This window comes from Paenibacillus sp. Soil787 (assembly GCF_001429545.1).
In the GTDB taxonomy this organism is placed as follows: domain Bacteria; phylum Bacillota; class Bacilli; order Paenibacillales; family NBRC-103111; genus Paenibacillus_E.
The window spans coordinates 233,981-250,140 of sequence record NZ_LMSP01000001.1 but is presented as its reverse complement, the minus strand read 5'-3'; the positions used below and the strand labels follow the sequence as shown (position 1 = coordinate 250,140).

General features: G+C 38.7%; 15 protein-coding genes. 4 read left to right on the top strand and 11 right to left on the bottom strand.

Translation table 11 applies throughout. From position 1 onward, the window contains the following. Positions 1–139: 139 nt before the first annotated feature. From ASG93_RS01185 to ASG93_RS01165, 5 genes are all read right to left on the bottom strand, one after another. On the bottom strand, positions 140–1,132 hold the full coding sequence (locus ASG93_RS01185) for a S41 family peptidase (RefSeq protein ID WP_156410750.1): 993 nt from the start codon (positions 1,130–1,132) through the stop codon (positions 140–142). Between the two features lie 306 nt (positions 1,133–1,438). Then, positions 1,439–1,873, bottom strand: coding sequence for a hypothetical protein (locus ASG93_RS01180; RefSeq protein WP_056828003.1), 435 nt, complete (start codon positions 1,871–1,873; stop codon positions 1,439–1,441). A gap of 457 nt (positions 1,874–2,330) precedes the next feature. Then, positions 2,331–4,070: an ABC-F family ATP-binding cassette domain-containing protein gene (locus ASG93_RS01175; RefSeq protein ID WP_056828001.1), complete on the bottom strand. Its 1,740-nt coding sequence runs from the start codon at positions 4,068–4,070 to the stop codon at positions 2,331–2,333. An 895-nt stretch (positions 4,071–4,965) separates the two neighbouring features. Beyond that, positions 4,966–6,306 (bottom strand): FtsW/RodA/SpoVE family cell cycle protein, encoded by a 1,341-nt coding sequence (locus ASG93_RS01170; RefSeq protein WP_056827999.1) that lies wholly within the window; start codon positions 6,304–6,306, stop codon positions 4,966–4,968. Beyond that, positions 6,303–6,641, bottom strand: coding sequence for a PadR family transcriptional regulator (locus ASG93_RS01165; protein ID WP_056827997.1), 339 nt, complete (start codon positions 6,639–6,641; stop codon positions 6,303–6,305). Before ASG93_RS01165 ends, ASG93_RS01170 begins: the two co-directional genes overlap by 4 nt. A 161-nt stretch (positions 6,642–6,802) precedes the next feature. Here ASG93_RS01165 and ASG93_RS01160 point away from each other — a divergent pair, with 161 nt between their 5' ends. Next, positions 6,803–6,973 carry a hypothetical protein gene (locus ASG93_RS01160; protein ID WP_414858831.1) on the top strand — a complete coding sequence of 57 codons (171 nt, stop codon included), beginning with the start codon at positions 6,803–6,805 and terminating at the stop codon, positions 6,971–6,973. A 466-nt stretch (positions 6,974–7,439) separates the two neighbouring features. Next, on the top strand, positions 7,440–7,832 hold the full coding sequence (locus ASG93_RS01155) for a hypothetical protein (protein ID WP_056827993.1): 393 nt from the start codon (positions 7,440–7,442) through the stop codon (positions 7,830–7,832). Positions 7,833–7,980: 148 nt separating this feature from the next. Here the strand turns inward: ASG93_RS01155 and ASG93_RS01150 are convergent, their stop codons facing one another. The 4 genes from ASG93_RS01150 to ASG93_RS01135 all read right to left on the bottom strand — a co-directional run bounded on the left by ASG93_RS01150 (position 7,981) and on the right by ASG93_RS01135 (position 11,414). Next, positions 7,981–8,517, bottom strand: coding sequence for a hypothetical protein (locus ASG93_RS01150; protein ID WP_056827991.1), 537 nt, complete (start codon positions 8,515–8,517; stop codon positions 7,981–7,983). 144 nt (positions 8,518–8,661) lie between these two features. Further along, positions 8,662–8,958, bottom strand: a complete 297-nt coding sequence (locus ASG93_RS37010) for a winged helix-turn-helix domain-containing protein (protein WP_056827989.1) — start codon at positions 8,956–8,958, stop codon at positions 8,662–8,664. A 271-nt stretch (positions 8,959–9,229) separates the two neighbouring features. After that, entirely contained in the window at positions 9,230–10,402 is a 1,173-nt protein-coding gene (locus ASG93_RS01140) for a DUF4317 domain-containing protein (RefSeq protein WP_056827987.1), read from the bottom strand. 463 nt (positions 10,403–10,865) lie between these two features. Continuing rightward, the gene (locus tag ASG93_RS01135; protein WP_056827984.1) at positions 10,866–11,414 is read right to left on the bottom strand and encodes a VanZ family protein; all 549 of its coding nucleotides are present in this window, start codon (positions 11,412–11,414) and stop codon (positions 10,866–10,868) included. Between the two features lie 308 nt (positions 11,415–11,722). Between ASG93_RS01135 and ASG93_RS01130 the strand changes: the two genes are divergently transcribed. Further along, positions 11,723–12,502, top strand: coding sequence for a hypothetical protein (locus tag ASG93_RS01130; RefSeq protein ID WP_056827982.1), 780 nt, complete (start codon positions 11,723–11,725; stop codon positions 12,500–12,502). Positions 12,503–12,927: 425 nt separating this feature from the next. On the opposite strand, the gene ASG93_RS01125 is transcribed toward ASG93_RS01130, so the two are convergent. Further along, on the bottom strand, positions 12,928–13,584 hold the full coding sequence (locus tag ASG93_RS01125; protein WP_056827980.1) for an RICIN domain-containing protein: 657 nt from the start codon (positions 13,582–13,584) through the stop codon (positions 12,928–12,930). A gap of 267 nt (positions 13,585–13,851) precedes the next feature. Here ASG93_RS01125 and ASG93_RS01120 point away from each other — a divergent pair, with 267 nt between their 5' ends. Continuing rightward, positions 13,852–15,018: a Fe-Mn family superoxide dismutase gene (locus ASG93_RS01120; protein WP_056827978.1), complete on the top strand. Its 1,167-nt coding sequence runs from the start codon at positions 13,852–13,854 to the stop codon at positions 15,016–15,018. A 78-nt stretch (positions 15,019–15,096) separates the two neighbouring features. On the opposite strand, the gene ASG93_RS01115 is transcribed toward ASG93_RS01120, so the two are convergent. Further along, a complete protein-coding gene (locus ASG93_RS01115) occupies positions 15,097–15,666 on the bottom strand; it encodes a GNAT family N-acetyltransferase (RefSeq protein ID WP_056827976.1) in 570 nt (189 codons plus the stop codon). Positions 15,667–16,160 lie beyond the last annotated feature (494 nt).

Here is a 16,160-nt window from a genome sequence, read left to right as displayed (position 1 = left end):
GCAGCCGATTAAATGGCTACCGTCTCTTGGTGTTTATTGAACAAACGTTTTCCGTTAGCGCAATGAACTGGACAAAAACCTGTGTATCAGGGTGCTATTCACCAATACTATTCTTGAACTTTAATAGCAGGGCTTTAACCTATCTAAGGTTCAATATTTTTTTGATATCGGTCATTAACTGCTCTCGTCCAGGTTCCAAATTCTCGCTAAAGTGTTGCAATATATGTTGGAGGAGAAATTGATATGCCTTCTCATAAGCTTCATCACTGTTACTTTCGATATCCGGTAAAACTCCTATGCCCTCCCAGTTATCTTTGGTTATCGGGTTAATCGCACGTCCATTGGGAATAAAGACCTGAAAATGGTCATTTATGCGATGGATACTACCTGGATTTGCTTTTCCGCCAGTCTTTTCGCCAACAATCTTAACTCTTTTAATTGCTTGTAGACTATAGGCGAATTCTTCAGCGCCGGACCCTGTTTTTTGACTAGTCAGAAGATAAACAGGCTTACTCGAGCCGAATCTTTTCCCAGGTACAAAGGGCAAACTCCAAAATGATTGTGTGGCATCGTAAAATCGCCAATAAAGATCATTTAAATGCATTGGTGGGGAACCATCCAACAAATAACTGGCGATTAACGTCACCATAAATGAAGAGCCGCCGCCATTATTTCGGAGATCAATGATTAACCCGTCTGTATTCGCTAAAAAACTCATAGCGTGTGCTGCCGTTTCTCCTGCAAGCTCAGGATAAACGAATTCATTAATAACGAGATAACCTATATTACCTGGTAATCTCTCTACCCTTTCGAAGCCGTAGTTATTAAGTTTTTGGCGTAATTTGATGTCATCATCAGCGATTGAATCGTGCAATTGAAGAGGTAACGGAAGTTCACTAAAGTGAAGACCCAAATGTTTGTCATTACTTATTTTTTGCATATAACCCGTAATCTTCTGCGATAAGGCTAAGCCGCTCTCCACCTTGTAAAAGTCACCTTCAGAAAGCTTTTCAAGCAGAACCGTCTTCATAATTTCAGCAGTGTTTGGAAAAACATAATAATCAAGCAACAGAACTGCAAGAGATTCAACAGTATTATTAATAAAAACAGCTTCCAGTTTAATTGTAGTCAACCCCCATCTTTCTTTCCGCAGCGGCAGTTTATGAAGTTCTATTAACCCCACTATCTACCTTTTTTATTATATAATACAGAAAAATATAAAGTATATAACAGATTTAAAAAAACTCCATAAATACTACGTTTATACTGGTAATATGAAATGAAACAGATAGGAATATTTTATATAACAGATACAGCCTGATAGACCAACAGGTAATATCGCCACGCATAACTGCCCGTTAGAGCAACGACGGCAGCCGATCGCTTTGGCCGGCTGCCGTCGTGTCATCATTGAATTATAGTTCGCCGTTAGGTTAATCTAGTAACGTGCAATCACTTTCTTTAATGGACATTTTAACTGTTCCCCGATGGCTAAAACATCATGTTCAGAAATATCTATCGACGGGTTCAATATTTCTATTAAAAATCGAGCAAAGCCAGCCTCCCAGCTATAATTTAGTTCATTTAGTGTTGTCTTCTGATTACAACATGGGGTTATTGATGTGAGTTCGTGAAAAGAACTTTCTGAAGCTTTCTCCATTTTGTCTTGCCACCATTTGATCTCAATGTCACTAGAACAAAAAGGACATTTAATATCCTCAAAATTTTCTCCCTGATCTATGAAACGCACTTCATCGGTAATAACAATTTGTGCATTATACTGTTGTATCCATTCATCGATCATTTCAATACTTTTCGCAGTTGGAACATATTCTGGAATAGTTGGAATTAACTTAATAACGGTGGCAGACATCTTATCTCCACACCTCTCTGTCCTGTATCCTGATTTGAAATATAGGCTATATTCAAGACAATCACCACATAATCCTGCCCGTTAGCTTAATGCTCGCGGTCAGTCTACAACTTTATTTTCCTGGTTTATCACTTTATTTTTCAGTCTAACTCTTTATTTTCAATGAACATTCACTGACAAATAGGACTGTTAGCACTTAGTTTAATATTCGAGCAGTAAAAAGACACTGAGATCCTATTCATCAGTGTCTTTTTTGTTGATACTTTTCCTCCAACATCTTATTTCATCGTTGAACTCAGACTAATTCACTTTAGCTCTATTAGCTGTAACTGACTTTACGTTCTTGTTGGATGGTTGCCATTCACCCCAAGATTTAAGCTTTTTTACCATCCATTCGATCCGGAGTAGCAGTACAATAAATTGATTCTTGTAATCATTTCAATCAGAGCGTTATGATTTAAAGCAACTTAATCAGCTCTTCTAGCTCATCAACCAGTACTTTTGCAAGTTCAAAATCAGTATCTTTTAAAGCCAATTCTATTTTCATTTCAACTGATTTTTTATTTTGTTCAGTTTCTAGATAGTCTCTATTAAAATGACTAGCATAAATCATCTGTCTAAATTTTCGCATACTCATTTTTCTAATCGTCTTATCGTCAATGATTAAAACATAATCCATACCATTTACAACAGAATAGAAATCATGAGAAATCATGAGAATCGCACCTTTATAGTCTTCAATGGCTTTCTCCAGTGCTATTTGTGTATAGGTGTCTAAATGGCTTGTCGGTTCATCAAGAAGCAATACGTTTGCTTTACTGGCAGATACTTTAGCTAATTGAAGCATATTTTTTTCTCCACCAGATAAAGAGGCTATCTTTTGATTAACGATTTCTCCTTCAAAGCCATAGTTTAAAATATATGATCTAACCTCATCATACGTTTTAAACCCAGCATCGATGAATTCTTCTAGTATGGTATTAGAATCCTCGAGTACTTCGCCTTGATTCTGAGATAAATAAGCCACTTTAACATCAGCATTTATTTCAATTGAAGCATGATTATTTGTAAAGATATCTCGGAGTAAAGTCGTTTTCCCGGTACCGTTTGGACCAATAATGGCTACTTTATCCGTAGATTTTATCTCAAAGTTAACATTGTCTAAAAGCAATTCATCAAACGTAACACTATAATTAGTGACTTTTACAACAATCCTGTCTTCAATTTCATTCTCAATACCGAAACTGATATTCGGTTGCTTAATATCAACAAATGGCGCTTTAATTCTACGCGCTTCCAATCTTTCTTGAAACCTAACTCTAGCTTTTAATGCTCTCCCTCTAGATGCTTCTGAATTATACGTTGCGATAGCTCTAAGATTATCAATAATGTTATCGTATCTCTCAATTTCTTCTTGTTCAGCGACTGCGATTTCTTGCAACTCAATTTTTGTCTGAAGTAATGAGAAATTATACTCAATATACCGCCCATCAAACTCTTGGATCTCCATGTTTTCAAGGTGTAGAATTTTGTTGAAACAATGATTCAATAGATATCGGTTGTGCGTAACAACTAGTAGTAACCCTTTGTGAGAATTAATAAGATTTTTAAGCGCATTTAGGTTTTCAAAGTCTAAAAATACATCTGGTTCGTCCATAATTATTAAGTCTGGACTACTAAGCATTTCCTTCATCACTTGAATAAGTTTGAATTCCCCACCACTCAGGTCGGATACCCTAAGATCTTTAAGCTTCATGAGGTTTGCTAGATTTAGTTTCTTATTAATGTTGCTTTCAAAATCAGCCCCACCAATTGAATCAAATGTGTCTAATGCCAATTGATACTTTTCTAATAACGACTCAATATCCGATGATGTTTCCATTTCCGTACAAATAGCTGTTATTTCATTTTGTATCTTAATAAATTCTTCCCCTATATATTCAAAAACTGTTGTTTCTTTCGTTTTGTCGAATAGTGGGAATTGACTTACATGCCTAATTTTGCAAGTCGGATCTATTTCTAACCTGCCCTCGAACAAATATCTTTCTGGATCCATCAGTATATCGATCAATGTACTTTTCCCACTGCCACTTGTTCCTATAAAAGCGCAATGTTGCGCCTCTTCAAGCGTAAATGAAATGTTTTTATATAGTTCTTTTTGCGGAAATGAGAAGGATAAGTTATCAACTTTTATCATAGTATTACCTTTCTTTATAACTAAAATGGTGACTATTATTAGATGTATTGCAAAATCTAGATTACGAGTTTACCGTTGTAAGAGTAACACTTGTTACAACCAACTTCAATCAATTCACATTAAAGTTGTTCGTTAAATCGAAAAATACAACTTAGAATAAAATGATCACGCCTGTTGATTAGCCAGATACTAGATTTAGAAAGTTATACAAATAGACAATTTGTTCCTTAAATCGAATGATAGGTATTGATTTACAAGCGATTATGAATAGTTTTTAATAATCATATAACCACTTTAAAAGCACGTTTGCCATGAGTGCTGCGAACAAATGTTATGCGTCCACTTGATCGATCTCACTCAGTGTCCCTTATGATATCCCTATTGCATCAGCGAAAGCACCTTTTCACCAATAGTATTCATTATTTTACCCCATTTATTTTAAAAATAGGGCCCATCCTAATTTGATATTCAAAAAAATTCAATTCACAATAAAAGGCCAATCTTCCGAGTCTTGTATGTGTCTTGAGAAAATATAGTGTTAGACTGAACCCCTTGATGTTACGGGATTTATCAATTTAATTATCGTCAGATTAATAAAATTAAGTATTAGACTGGCCCTGAAATGAAACAGCGGCGGACTAGGACTCGAAAAATAAAGTCTTAGACTGCCGCTGTACTCTACTATTGAACTAACGTTACATTTATTGAACTAACGTTTCCATTAGTTTAATGGACTTGCTCAAATTAAATGGGATTTCATTTTTATAAGCTGTTGTAAATTTCTCAATTAGTTCTATTTTTACTTCTTCATTGCCAATTATAATGTCACAGTAAACAGGTAAAGGTGATATCTAAGGGATAGTGGCTAATCGGGTTGAAAAGATCTGCAATACGCCTAAGTAAACTGCCAAGTGCCGAGGTCTTTACGTCTATAGACACTAAGCATTAGACCGATTGATACAAATTGAAAAATAGCCAGTAATCCGCTATAGCTGATGAATGGAAGTTGAAACGAGCTATATGGCGCTAGACCGATAGACATGAGCATACTCCACGTAAATTGTGTTGTAAACACTGCCAAAAGGGCAGATACGATTGCTTTTCCATAGGGATCTTTCACCTTTCGGGTAACGCTAACTGTTTGCTGGAAGAACAGGGCTACCATAATAACCAGTGCAATTCCAGACCCCCAACCGAAACAGTAGATGAGGAAAGGGAACATCATCTCGGACTGAAGGATAGGCAAGTTGCTAAGTGGCGCACCAAAGCCATGACCCCACCAACCAGCGGAATGTATAGCCATTTTGGATTGAGTCAGCACATAATTCATTCCTAGCTTATCTTCATTTGGATGCGTAAAAGCGAAAAGACGGTTGGCTTGATAGGAATCATAGCTTAATTTAAGAATAAACAAACCAAATGCAGTTGCAAATAGTCCGCAATGCGCAGCGAGGATGGCTCGTTTTTTTCTCAAAACCAGTAGCAAAGTCAAGCATCCAATAAAGAACAGAACGAAATTATTGATCGAATGTGTGAATAAAATGAGTATACTTGGGAGCCAGACAGTTCCTACGTCGATCCAACTATTTCGAAGGAATGCTCGAAGATAGGATATGTTCGAACTAGTTCTTAATGGTTTGCTCCAAATACCAGCTAATGCAATGAGAAGCAAATAGGGGGAGAGTGCAGAGATATTCAGTTCGATAAGTCCCAAACTAACATAACCTCTAATTCCAATGATCTTATATCCAAATAGTAATACATAGCTAAGCAGCGTTATTGTACCCATATAGAGGACCCAAGAGTATCTTGCGAATTTACGATAGTTGCTGAAGCCAATCAACATCATCAAGCATGAGCCTATGCCAAAAAAAATAGCTTGTTTCATTCCAAGTGAACTGAGATAAGGACGATAGTAGGCAGCTTGAGCAGAAAATATGGCGACTAACCCAATCGTCATAAAAAGAACGACGATGGCAAGCAGCACCCAGTTAAATCGAGGCCGGTGGGCAAGATGAAACTGCCGTCCGATGACATCAGGAGTTCCCATTTGAGCGATTGACTCCTTAACAGCTGCATCCAAATCAATACCATTACTCAATTTCTCCTCAATTAACTCCTGCAAATGACTTTCAAGCTCCAGACGAACTTCTGCATGGACTTCTTTCGCTTTAATTTCACGGCAAACGTGTTTAAGGAACGTTGTGACCTCCTCAAGCTTTTGAAAGCTACTCATACGCCGCCCACCCCCACCCCGAGCACTCGATCAACCGTATCGCGAAAGAGTGACCATTCCTGTTTCTTCACCTTGAGCTCGCCCTTGCCGGCCTTCGTTATGCGATAATTCTTACGTTTCCGTCCCTCTTTCTCGTCCCAATACGCTTCCACATAGCCCTCTGACTCAAGTGTGTGCAAAATGGGATAAAGCGTGCCCTCTTTTAAAGTAAAAATGCCATCGGAGTGTTTTTCCATCTCTTTGGTCATCTCGTACCCGTACATGTCCTTACGATCCAAAAGGGTAAGAATGAGGATTATTGTGCTTCCTTTCATGAGTTCTTTATTAATCTTCATGAGTAGATGAGCTCCTTCCATAAATATAGAATTACGATGCATCGTTTATCTATGTATATTATAAAATGGAATGCTTCATTTAGCAACATTTGCCAAAATATTATGATCTTTTGAATCCGTGAAATTACGGAGTTTCATCTTTAATTACGATGTGCATGGTCATGAGTAACCAAGAATTTAAAGCCTTACACCACTACAATGTTCAGGTGAAAAAGCTGAAAAAGATGAAGTCTATCATGAAGTTATGTGGAAAACTAGCTCGACTCTTAGTAGGTATGGCCCGTAGTGATGAAGCATACAACCCCGATAAAATCTTTGCATTAGCTGCTTAAAATAAAAATTATCTCACGCAAGTTGGCGTATTCGCAGGAGACAAAGAAAGCACGGAGTATCGGGATACATTACGCAAAAGGGCTCCGACCCGTTCCGTTAGAAACACCGGCCCCCACCCCTTAGATAGATGTGACGAAGGAATGAAAGGGCTTTGACCCGTTGAGACATGGGAGTGAAAATCGCTAAGGGCATCGTGGAGAATACGTGCAGCATTTGGAATGAATTGGGTGAATCAACCACACCTCTGTTCCCGCATGCCTTTTAAACGACACATCCTAATATATCTCGCTATCTTTTCATTCATCATCGAAACCTAAAGGATGAAATCCTGCGAATAGACGAGCTTGCGTGAGGAAATCAAATCATACCGAGGGAGCGTAATACCTTTTTTAAACATTTGGACAAGGCAAAATGCTGTGAAGGAAAACATCGTCATGGGGAATATTAATTTGGGGTGAAAATTACATGTTTGGAAAGATACTCAGCTTACTTATCCTGTTTTGTTCTTTTACAACATTTGCACAAGCGTCGCCATTAATGAAAATTGAAACCACACCTGCTCCTGAAGGCAACTGGACATATATTCCAGAGGGTAGTGGGGAAATGGAAATTCATATTACAACCTCTTATGCAAAGAAAATAAAAGTGTGGAGAGTTCCAACTGGAACGCAACAATGGGGAAAGCGAAAACTCATTTGTGAAGAATCAGGCTTCAAAACTGATTGGATTTGTGTTTGGAAATATGATAAAGACGATACAATACACGACCATTTTGTAGTTGAAGTATTTGGTGAAGATTGGCGTATCCAAGATAGTATCAATGCTACTCGTAGACATTCTAAAAATCATCCTCAATAAAGTTTTGACTGATTGCGTTTTTCTGCCCTTAGCTTACTCGGCTGCCGTTTAATATCGGCAGCCGCGTCTTGTTAGTTGTTTGAGCTATCGTTTTCAGTTAGTTTAAAAAGAACCATCGAATGATGGCGCTTTTTGTGGTTTCCCACTCTTAATGGGTTACAGCTTTGTCATAAAAGGCTTGGTAAGCTTTCTCATAATCGTTTGGATAAAAGTTCACCATATTTGTCTTTGAACCGCCCCCGAATCCCATACCATTATAAAGTTGAACCTCGCCTTTTTTAATTACACAAATACTATTCTCATACGTAAGTGATATCCCACTTCCTTCATAATTCTTTAACAAAAGCATAACCTTTGTGCCTTTTTCAGGGAAATCATAGTTAACAGCACCTGGATTTATGAGATCTGTTCGGGAATCTCTATTTAATACAATTTCCTTTTGAGCGATATCACCTTTTAGAACGGACTCGATTGAAATCATTACTTCCTTGTGTATCGCTGTATATTCAGTAGTTTGTTTTTTTGTAGTAACGTTCTTTTTAATTTCCCCAACTACAATGTAATCTGATGTGTTAAGCATTCTCTCTGGCGATATTACAGACATTTTCGCTCTTAATTGTGGTAAAAAGGGATTTGACAATGCTAGGCAAAACATCAGCATAAGGAACAATCCAATTTTTCGCATATATTTCCTCCAATGGGAATGGTTTTATAATAACATCTCCCATTAGAGGAACGTCGATTCAACATTACTGCCCGTCCCTGAATGAAAAAGCAGCCGATCATTCTGGCCGACTGCCGTGGTGTTCGTATTGAACTAACGTTTCCGTTAGTTCAATGATGTCTGACTCATTAAGAACTGACTTCCTTTATCAGTAATGAGTAAGTTATTTTCTCCATCGTATTGAATATATCCATCTCTTAGTAGGGAAGTTCTTGCGTTAATTATCCGATTTCTATATGTATATCGTCTTCTGCATTTCACCATTTCCTTCAGATCTTCCTCCGATAACCGAAACAAAATAACTAAATCATTTATTATTCCATCTGTATTGTAAAGTTTTCGATCATTTAGTATCTGAAGGAATGGAAGTACGAATTCCCTATACGAAGGGATGCTAGACATTTTATTTCCTCATTTCAATAAATTAAAACGGTAGTTTCGGGATGTAGTTAGTTGAATTATAGTTCATCGTTAGCGTAATCGTTAGTGTGATGATCTCACCTGTCCTCTATGATACGGTTCTCCGCGCTGTCTGTAACGGCAAGTTTTAGAGCCACCATACACGCAGCTTGACTCACCTTTTCCAAAATTAACCGCATCCTATTGGCAAAGTCATATGATCAATTCCAACACTATTCTTCCAAACATGTTTAAATTGATTGTCACTCTGCACTCAACCTGGGAACAACATCTCCGTATTGAGCGTAAAGCCTTCAATCACGGCATCCTCGTCAACCTCAATCAAAATGCATCGTTTCCCCTGATAATTCACCTGTTTCACGAACTTCAAGTCTTGCGGACTGATCGAAATCGTAGCTACCTTTGTATCAATCTTTATCGATTTCGAATTAAACTTCGGAATAACACTGCTCGCTTTGAACTCATAGTTTCTGTCATCGACGACCGTCTGGAACGCTTGTTCCACCTTTTCCTTGGTCACGTTCCCTATGCCACTCGCCGTCAGCACGCGTTCCACATCGACATAATCCAGCTTCGGAGGCTCTTCCCCCTCATTGGACTCGATAATCTGATGTACTGCCTCGTACACATGAGCGATCGTGGAGGCATCAAGCTGATCTCCCGCCACTTCCTTCACGATTTCCTCGAAAATAGCTCTCTCTTCATGCGCCGTCACAGTCTTCTCGGCATTCAATACTTGATCGATAAACTGCCAATTCGGCTCATTCGCTTTCCCCATGCAATACAATATGCGATTCACGTCAGAGTAGTTGTCCGTCACGCTAGGATATAAAAATCCTTGCTCCGGCGTGTTCAATTTGATGATAGGATCGACGAAGACATTGTACTTATATTCCCTCTCGACATAATCGAACATGAGGATTTTACGTTGTTGCTCCGTGGAATTCACGCTGCACAAAATGAATAGATGCGAGAACATCTCGTCCTTCTCGCTCTCCTCGGCAGCTTCGTTCCTTTTCTTGGTTGGACGGGCCAATTGGCCGCGAACAAAAGTAACGACCATATCTCGTTCGTAATTGGTATCCTTCAGCATTTTCTCTACCATCAGGATCATCAGATCATGCCATTCTTCTGGATCACCGGTCACCAGCGCTTGATGGAGAAGTTCACGCGAAGGCTCCTCCGCTTCGTCCTGGAACTTTAACTCGATCATTTTCTGATCCAATTCGCCAGTCAGCAGTTTCTTGAAATTGCCCATATACAGCTCCTGCTTTTCCCTATCCAACATCGCAAACGGCTGACGTTCATGATGATAAATCTCACTGCTTTCCTTCATGATGTACACGTTAAGGATATCGTATATCTTTAACATTTCGTGGTCCAACTTAAGCTGCTTTCGAATATGCGCGAGTTCCTTTTTGTTCATGGTCCTTCAGACAACTCCCAACTAGTTTTATGAGGCGATCACAAAAGCAAATGCCCTTCACGAGAAGGGCATCTCACTATTACTTTTTATTATCGTGTCTTCAGGCCAAGTGTGCAACACTTTCAACATGTGACGAGTAGAAAGTGACAACAAACATGTCTTATCCGAAGGGATAGTGCTTGCTCAACTAACCCCAAATCCCTAGATAATGGTTGGCTTAATGATGCTGTTAGGTGGTGCTAGTGTGTCCTCGCCTCGAAGCATAACCCAATTCGAGTTATTAGGCAAAATCTTTTTTATATCCCAACACCATATTCTTGAGGATAAAGCCATACAGAAAGAATCACAGTTACTATTAAAAATAATACCCATGTAATAAAGTTCGATGTTCCATTACGTTTACTAAATTTATATCCCAGCTGCCGTCATATCGTAATTGAACTATTGTTTCCGTTAGCGCAATTCAGAGTCTCAATCTCACTATGAATAAAAAATATATTATAACAGGTAATCCTATAGCAGATGGTATTGTGATTATGGTACGTACTATTTTCTCATCTCGTATTATAAACGCTAAAAACTTATACCCTAAAATACCAATCAATCCACCCAAACAATTTAAAATTATGTCATCAATGTCTGATGTTCCGATGCCTAAAAGCCCCTGAGTGATTTCAACAGATAAACTCACAAAGAATATAAACAACAGATTGGTTATTACTCTTTTGTCCTTTTTGAATAATGACAAATAAGTACCAAGAGGAATAAGAATAACTATATTACCAACCACATTACTAAAAGCGAATTTTTTCATAGTCGCAGAACTTCCAAGAATATATTCCTTTATACTATAAAAAGGAATAAGATTGATTGACCTTTTTAAAGTCCTTTGACTATTAAACATCTCCAAAAGTGAAATTCTTGATAAGAACAATAATTTAATTAAAAAAACTATGTAACAAATGAAAACACCATATAAAAAGATTGTTTTAATTCGCTCCCATTTATTCATAATACCTCCATTTTTCATTTCATCCCTGCTTATTCTCTGACGTTCAGTTTATAAATTAAGTTCACTGAGTGAAAAAATCATTTTTACGTGCTTAATAAAGCGTAAAAAGATAGCATGAATAATTAATTAATGCACTTGTCGGATTTTTAATCTTGGGTTCCAAAATTTCCACTTGATATTCAACAGCGAATTGTCTTGCGATTCATCCCTTTCATATCCGCACATTCAAGTAACAATTTGAGTGTTTGTCCTATATCAGAATATGAAACAGAACATATATTATTGTATTGCAAAGGAGGTGCAAGTCATTGTCAGTTAAAAAAAATAATAATACTAGTTTAGTAAGGATTAAAAAACAACTGATAGCTATTAATAATGCTGTACTCCTCAATAGAAAGAAAATAATTGAATTTCGACAAACTTGCAAAAATAATAAGGAAATCTTATTCCAGATCAAAAAACAACTGAAGGCTATCAACAATAGAGTTCTCATTAATCAGCACACGATTGGAACTAAGTTAGTTCTCTCACGCAAACAATACGATAAAGAAGCCTTGAAAAGAATACTAAAACAACTTAAAACAATCAACCAAAATGTTCTTATTAATCAAAGGATGATTGAACGTCTCTTAACGCGCAAAAAATACAGTGACGAGATTAAAAAGAGTTTGAGAATGATCAACAAACAACTTAAAACAATCAGCAAGAACGTTATTCTTAGTCAACGTATTGTTGACAATTTAATTCAGCCACCCATTGTCTCATGCCCTGCGGGTCATATTTGTGTTCCTCTGCGATTGCTCGATGGGTTAGGTCTAGATTTAGATGTTGATCCCAGTGAACCAAGTATTAAAATCACTGTGAAAGTGTTCGGGCTATCTGTTTTATCCGGAACGATAAGTTTGAAGAATCCAACATTTTCCTTAGGCGGAGATTTTGGTCTTTTCGTTTTAGAATTGACTTTTAGAGGGGAATTTGGAGACATTGCTCATGGTCATTTTAGACTTATCTTGGGTGGTAGAGCATGCTTCGGAATATCTATTTTACGTACCTGTACCGATTTCAACCGAATCATTTTTGATAGATAATTCATAAGAAGCTCACGATTATGAATTATTCTGCCTGTTAGTTAAGCAAAAGGCAACGATCCGCTGGATTGTTGCCTTTTTGTATTATCGTTTTAAAAAAGAAGAGGTGCTGGGCAATCAAAGTCTCTCGAGTAATTAGTAGATGGGATTGAACTCGTCCATTATTGGTCACTTTACCTACAAAAACAGGGGAAAATCTTAGACGATTCAACTAAAATAATAGTGGATTTTTAGAAAACGGAGCCCGCAAACTGCGCAGCTCCGTTTTTGTTGTTGCAGAATTCATTAGAATTTTGTAAATTCCCAAAACAAAATGATGATTTGTTCCTTAGTTTGCTAGAAAAAAATTATGTGTGCCCATTGAAGGCATTCGCCTAGTTTTTTGTGCAAGAGTCAAGTAAATTAATCAATAAGTTGTTGCTAACTCATGGCTGCTCTACAATATTCCACTGTTGGTTCGCGCCGCCATTATACGTCCATTGATCAACTACGCCTCCGTCTGCCGTAGATCCTCCATTTACTTCCAACACCTTACCGCTGTTTTTGTTCACAATCTTGAAATAACCGTTATTGAGGTCTACGATACTCCATTGTTGGTTAAGACCGCCATTGTCAGTCCATTGATTGACTGTTCTGCCGTCTACAGTAGAAGCCCCATACACATCCAATAATTTACTGCTATTGCTATTAATAATCTTATATTTTCCGTTAGAATTAAAAGACTGCGTAATCGTAAACTTATCTGCAATAATATAACCTGTTCCAAGTACCCTTACCTTGAGCGTGTGCGTCCCAACATTCAATTGCGGACTGGTAAAAAGAAGCTGAGTCTCTGCATCCGAATTGGCGGACGTATCCACAGTCGTTTCGGCGCCGCCATCTATTGAAACTGCGGCAGTTCCTTTCGCAGAGCCCTTTGCCCCATACCAAGCAATTTGAGTTCCATTGAAAGTTATTGTAAAGGAGTCATTAGTAACGTTAGAATAATGATCATCGTTATTATAAGTACCCTGCCTGCTTTCATTAACCCATGAGCCTTGATAAGTGATTGAAGGACCAGTATCAGTTCGTAACGTTACCATATATATTGGCACTGCCAGTTAGCTGAATGACGCATCGTCAGTCTAATACTTTATTTTCGTGGTAATAAGGTTAGTAGTATAGATAAAAAGATCGCAATAATATAACCCATCTTATAGCTGCTCCCGAAGGTGACAACCGGGAATATTTGAAGCGGACGTTGTCTTTATCAATGTCTTTACCGCATTTAAGTCATGAACCAGACATAGGTCAACTTCACCTCCGAATACATTGTAAAAGGATGATGACGTCGGAAGGAGGTTGGCCTGATGTTATACGTATACGGCTCGCTGATGCCGCTTAGGTTGCTGGAAGAAATCCGCTTTTGGAAAATACAGGAGAAGGAGCATACGATCGTTATCCGTGAGCTCGTTCCGAATCTGGAATCACCGTATGTGGCGCTGCTGCAGCAATGGGAAAACGTCTTCGCGCAAACTGAGGCGGCAGCCAATCGATGGATCGAAGCCGTCATCCGCTCGAACGAGAAAGTCAGCCCCGAGCTGCGGCGGAACGTGGAAGCTTTGCTATATACGTCCACCGCACAATCCAGTGAATTCGTCAAGCAACTGTTCGCCATGCTGGAGCAAAGCGTTGCAGTCCGCAGCGTTCCGGCGGCTCCGACGGTCGTTCAGCACATCATTCGTGAATCAGAGTATTTTCTGGGCATATTACAAGCAGTTCTCACCGTACCGGACACACCTGCATTCACAACCGTTCCTGTTACGGGCTACCGAAATGACAGTACGACTTCAGGACCGAGCCCGTTGTTACCGGAAGGGGTGTGGAGCGATCCCTCCGCAGGCGCGAAGCCCGTGCCAATCGGCGGGCATACACTGCCGCCTCTACCTTATGGGTATGACGCGCTGGAGCCGTATATTGATGAAGCGACGATGCGGCTTCACCATGACAAGCACCACAAAAGCTATGTTGACGGCTTAAACAAAGCTGAGAAGATGATGGAGCAGTCGCGCAAATCCGGCGATTTTGACCTGATCAAGCACTGGGAGCGTGAAGCGGCTTTCAACGGTGCCGGGCATTACCTGCACACGATCTTCTGGAACGTTATGGCCCCAAAAATAGGCGGTAAGCCTACGGGACAGATCGTTGCTCAAATTGATCGAGACTTTGGCGGGCTTGACGCCTTTAAGAAGCATTTCTCCGCTGCCGCCGATAAGGCCGAGGGCGGAGGCTGGGCGATTCTCGTTTGGAGCCCGCGCAGCCACCGGCTTGAAATTTTACAGGCGGAGAAGCATCAGAATTTGTCTCAGTGGGACGTCATTCCTCTCCTCGTTCTCGATGTGTGGGAACATGCGTACTATTTGAAATATAAGAACGGACGCCCCAAATACATTGATGCCTGGTGGAACGTAGTTAATTGGCCGTACGTTAACGAACGGTTTATTGCTGCGCAAAAGCTGAAATGGCAGACTTATTGAAGCGGTCGAACGTTCGATTGAGTATCCAGAAAGGCTGCCATTAATTTGGCAGCCTTCAATATTGAAGTATAGTTCCCGTTAGCTTAACAACGGTTTTCTTTGGATGTCATTGAATCTCCCCATAACAATGGTGTTATAGTATTCACCGTCGGAAAGGATTTTGTCGTTTCTTAATATTCCTTCAATTTCAAAGCCAAGCCTTTTATACAGTTCAACGGCTTTAGTATTGGTTTCCAAGACATTCAGAGTTATCTTTTTTATGTCATTAGAGTCAGCCCAAGCCATAGACTCTTTTAGAAGATTTTTTCCTATCCCATATCCCCAAAAATCTTTAAGTACGCATACACCAAATTCGAGTTTATGAGAGAATCTCTTGAGGTATGTTCCTTCACATCTCGAGAAGCCAACGATACGTTTATCAGCGACAGCAACCAAAAATAAGTTTTTTGGACTGATCGTATCCGTATATATTAATTGTTCAAATCCAGTTACATCAATGAAAGCTTCTCCTCTTTCTCTGTCCAGATTCTCCGTCTCACCATCAATTTGTAGTCTTAACTCGGACAAATCTTTCGCATCGGTTTCGAAGGAAGACCTAATGGTGTAGGTCAGGCCATTCACACGAAAATCTTTATTGCTAATTATCACTTGATTGCCCCCTATATTACCTTTTACCATTCCCTTTTATTAATGCTAACGAAAGACTATAATTCTCACATAATTTATACCTTATATACTTCTATTGTGTGGTATTTTTATCCATTTGACTATGGAAAAATGTATCTTTAGCACCAGATACAATAGGCTCACAGAAAGAGGGATATTAATTTGTAACAAACTCACCGTTTCATCTCATTATTATAAAAAGTTATCTTCACCAAGGACTATCGAAAACAATTTTAATTAACAAATTAACTCAGAAAAATGTCATTTCATATTACATTTTTAAAACTTATCACTAATGTATAAACCAGTTATATTACAAACTAATTAAATCATCAGAAATACTAAAGTAATAGAAAAAAGCCCGTAGCAACAATGCACGGGCCAACGTCATTTATGTTCCAATCGAGTGACATTTTATCTTCCAATCACCGACATTTCATGTTACAACTCACAAACACAAAGCAAACAAACAAAGT

Bases quoted from the DNA above. Each gene is read 5' to 3' on its own strand.
- ASG93_RS01180 (WP_056828003.1), bottom strand. From the start codon at position 1,873: ATGTCTGCCACCGTTATTAAGTTAATTCCAACTATTCCAGAATATGTT.
- ASG93_RS01175 (WP_056828001.1), bottom strand. From the start codon at position 4,070: ATGATAAAAGTTGATAACTTATCCTTCTCATTTCCGCAAAAAGAACTA.
- ASG93_RS01170 (WP_056827999.1), bottom strand. From the start codon at position 6,306: ATGAGTAGCTTTCAAAAGCTTGAGGAGGTCACAACGTTCCTTAAACAC.
- ASG93_RS01165 (WP_056827997.1), bottom strand. From the start codon at position 6,641: ATGAAGATTAATAAAGAACTCATGAAAGGAAGCACAATAATCCTCATT.
- ASG93_RS01160 (WP_414858831.1), top strand. From the start codon at position 6,803: ATGAGTAACCAAGAATTTAAAGCCTTACACCACTACAATGTTCAGGTG.
- ASG93_RS01155 (WP_056827993.1), top strand. From the start codon at position 7,440: ATGTTTGGAAAGATACTCAGCTTACTTATCCTGTTTTGTTCTTTTACA.
- ASG93_RS01150 (WP_056827991.1), bottom strand. From the start codon at position 8,517: ATGCGAAAAATTGGATTGTTCCTTATGCTGATGTTTTGCCTAGCATTG.
- ASG93_RS37010 (WP_056827989.1), bottom strand. From the start codon at position 8,958: ATGTCTAGCATCCCTTCGTATAGGGAATTCGTACTTCCATTCCTTCAG.
- ASG93_RS01140 (WP_056827987.1), bottom strand. From the start codon at position 10,402: ATGAACAAAAAGGAACTCGCGCATATTCGAAAGCAGCTTAAGTTGGAC.
- ASG93_RS01135 (WP_056827984.1), bottom strand. From the start codon at position 11,414: ATGAATAAATGGGAGCGAATTAAAACAATCTTTTTATATGGTGTTTTC.
- ASG93_RS01125 (WP_056827980.1), bottom strand. From the start codon at position 13,584: ATGGTAACGTTACGAACTGATACTGGTCCTTCAATCACTTATCAAGGC.
- ASG93_RS01120 (WP_056827978.1), top strand. From the start codon at position 13,852: ATGTTATACGTATACGGCTCGCTGATGCCGCTTAGGTTGCTGGAAGAA.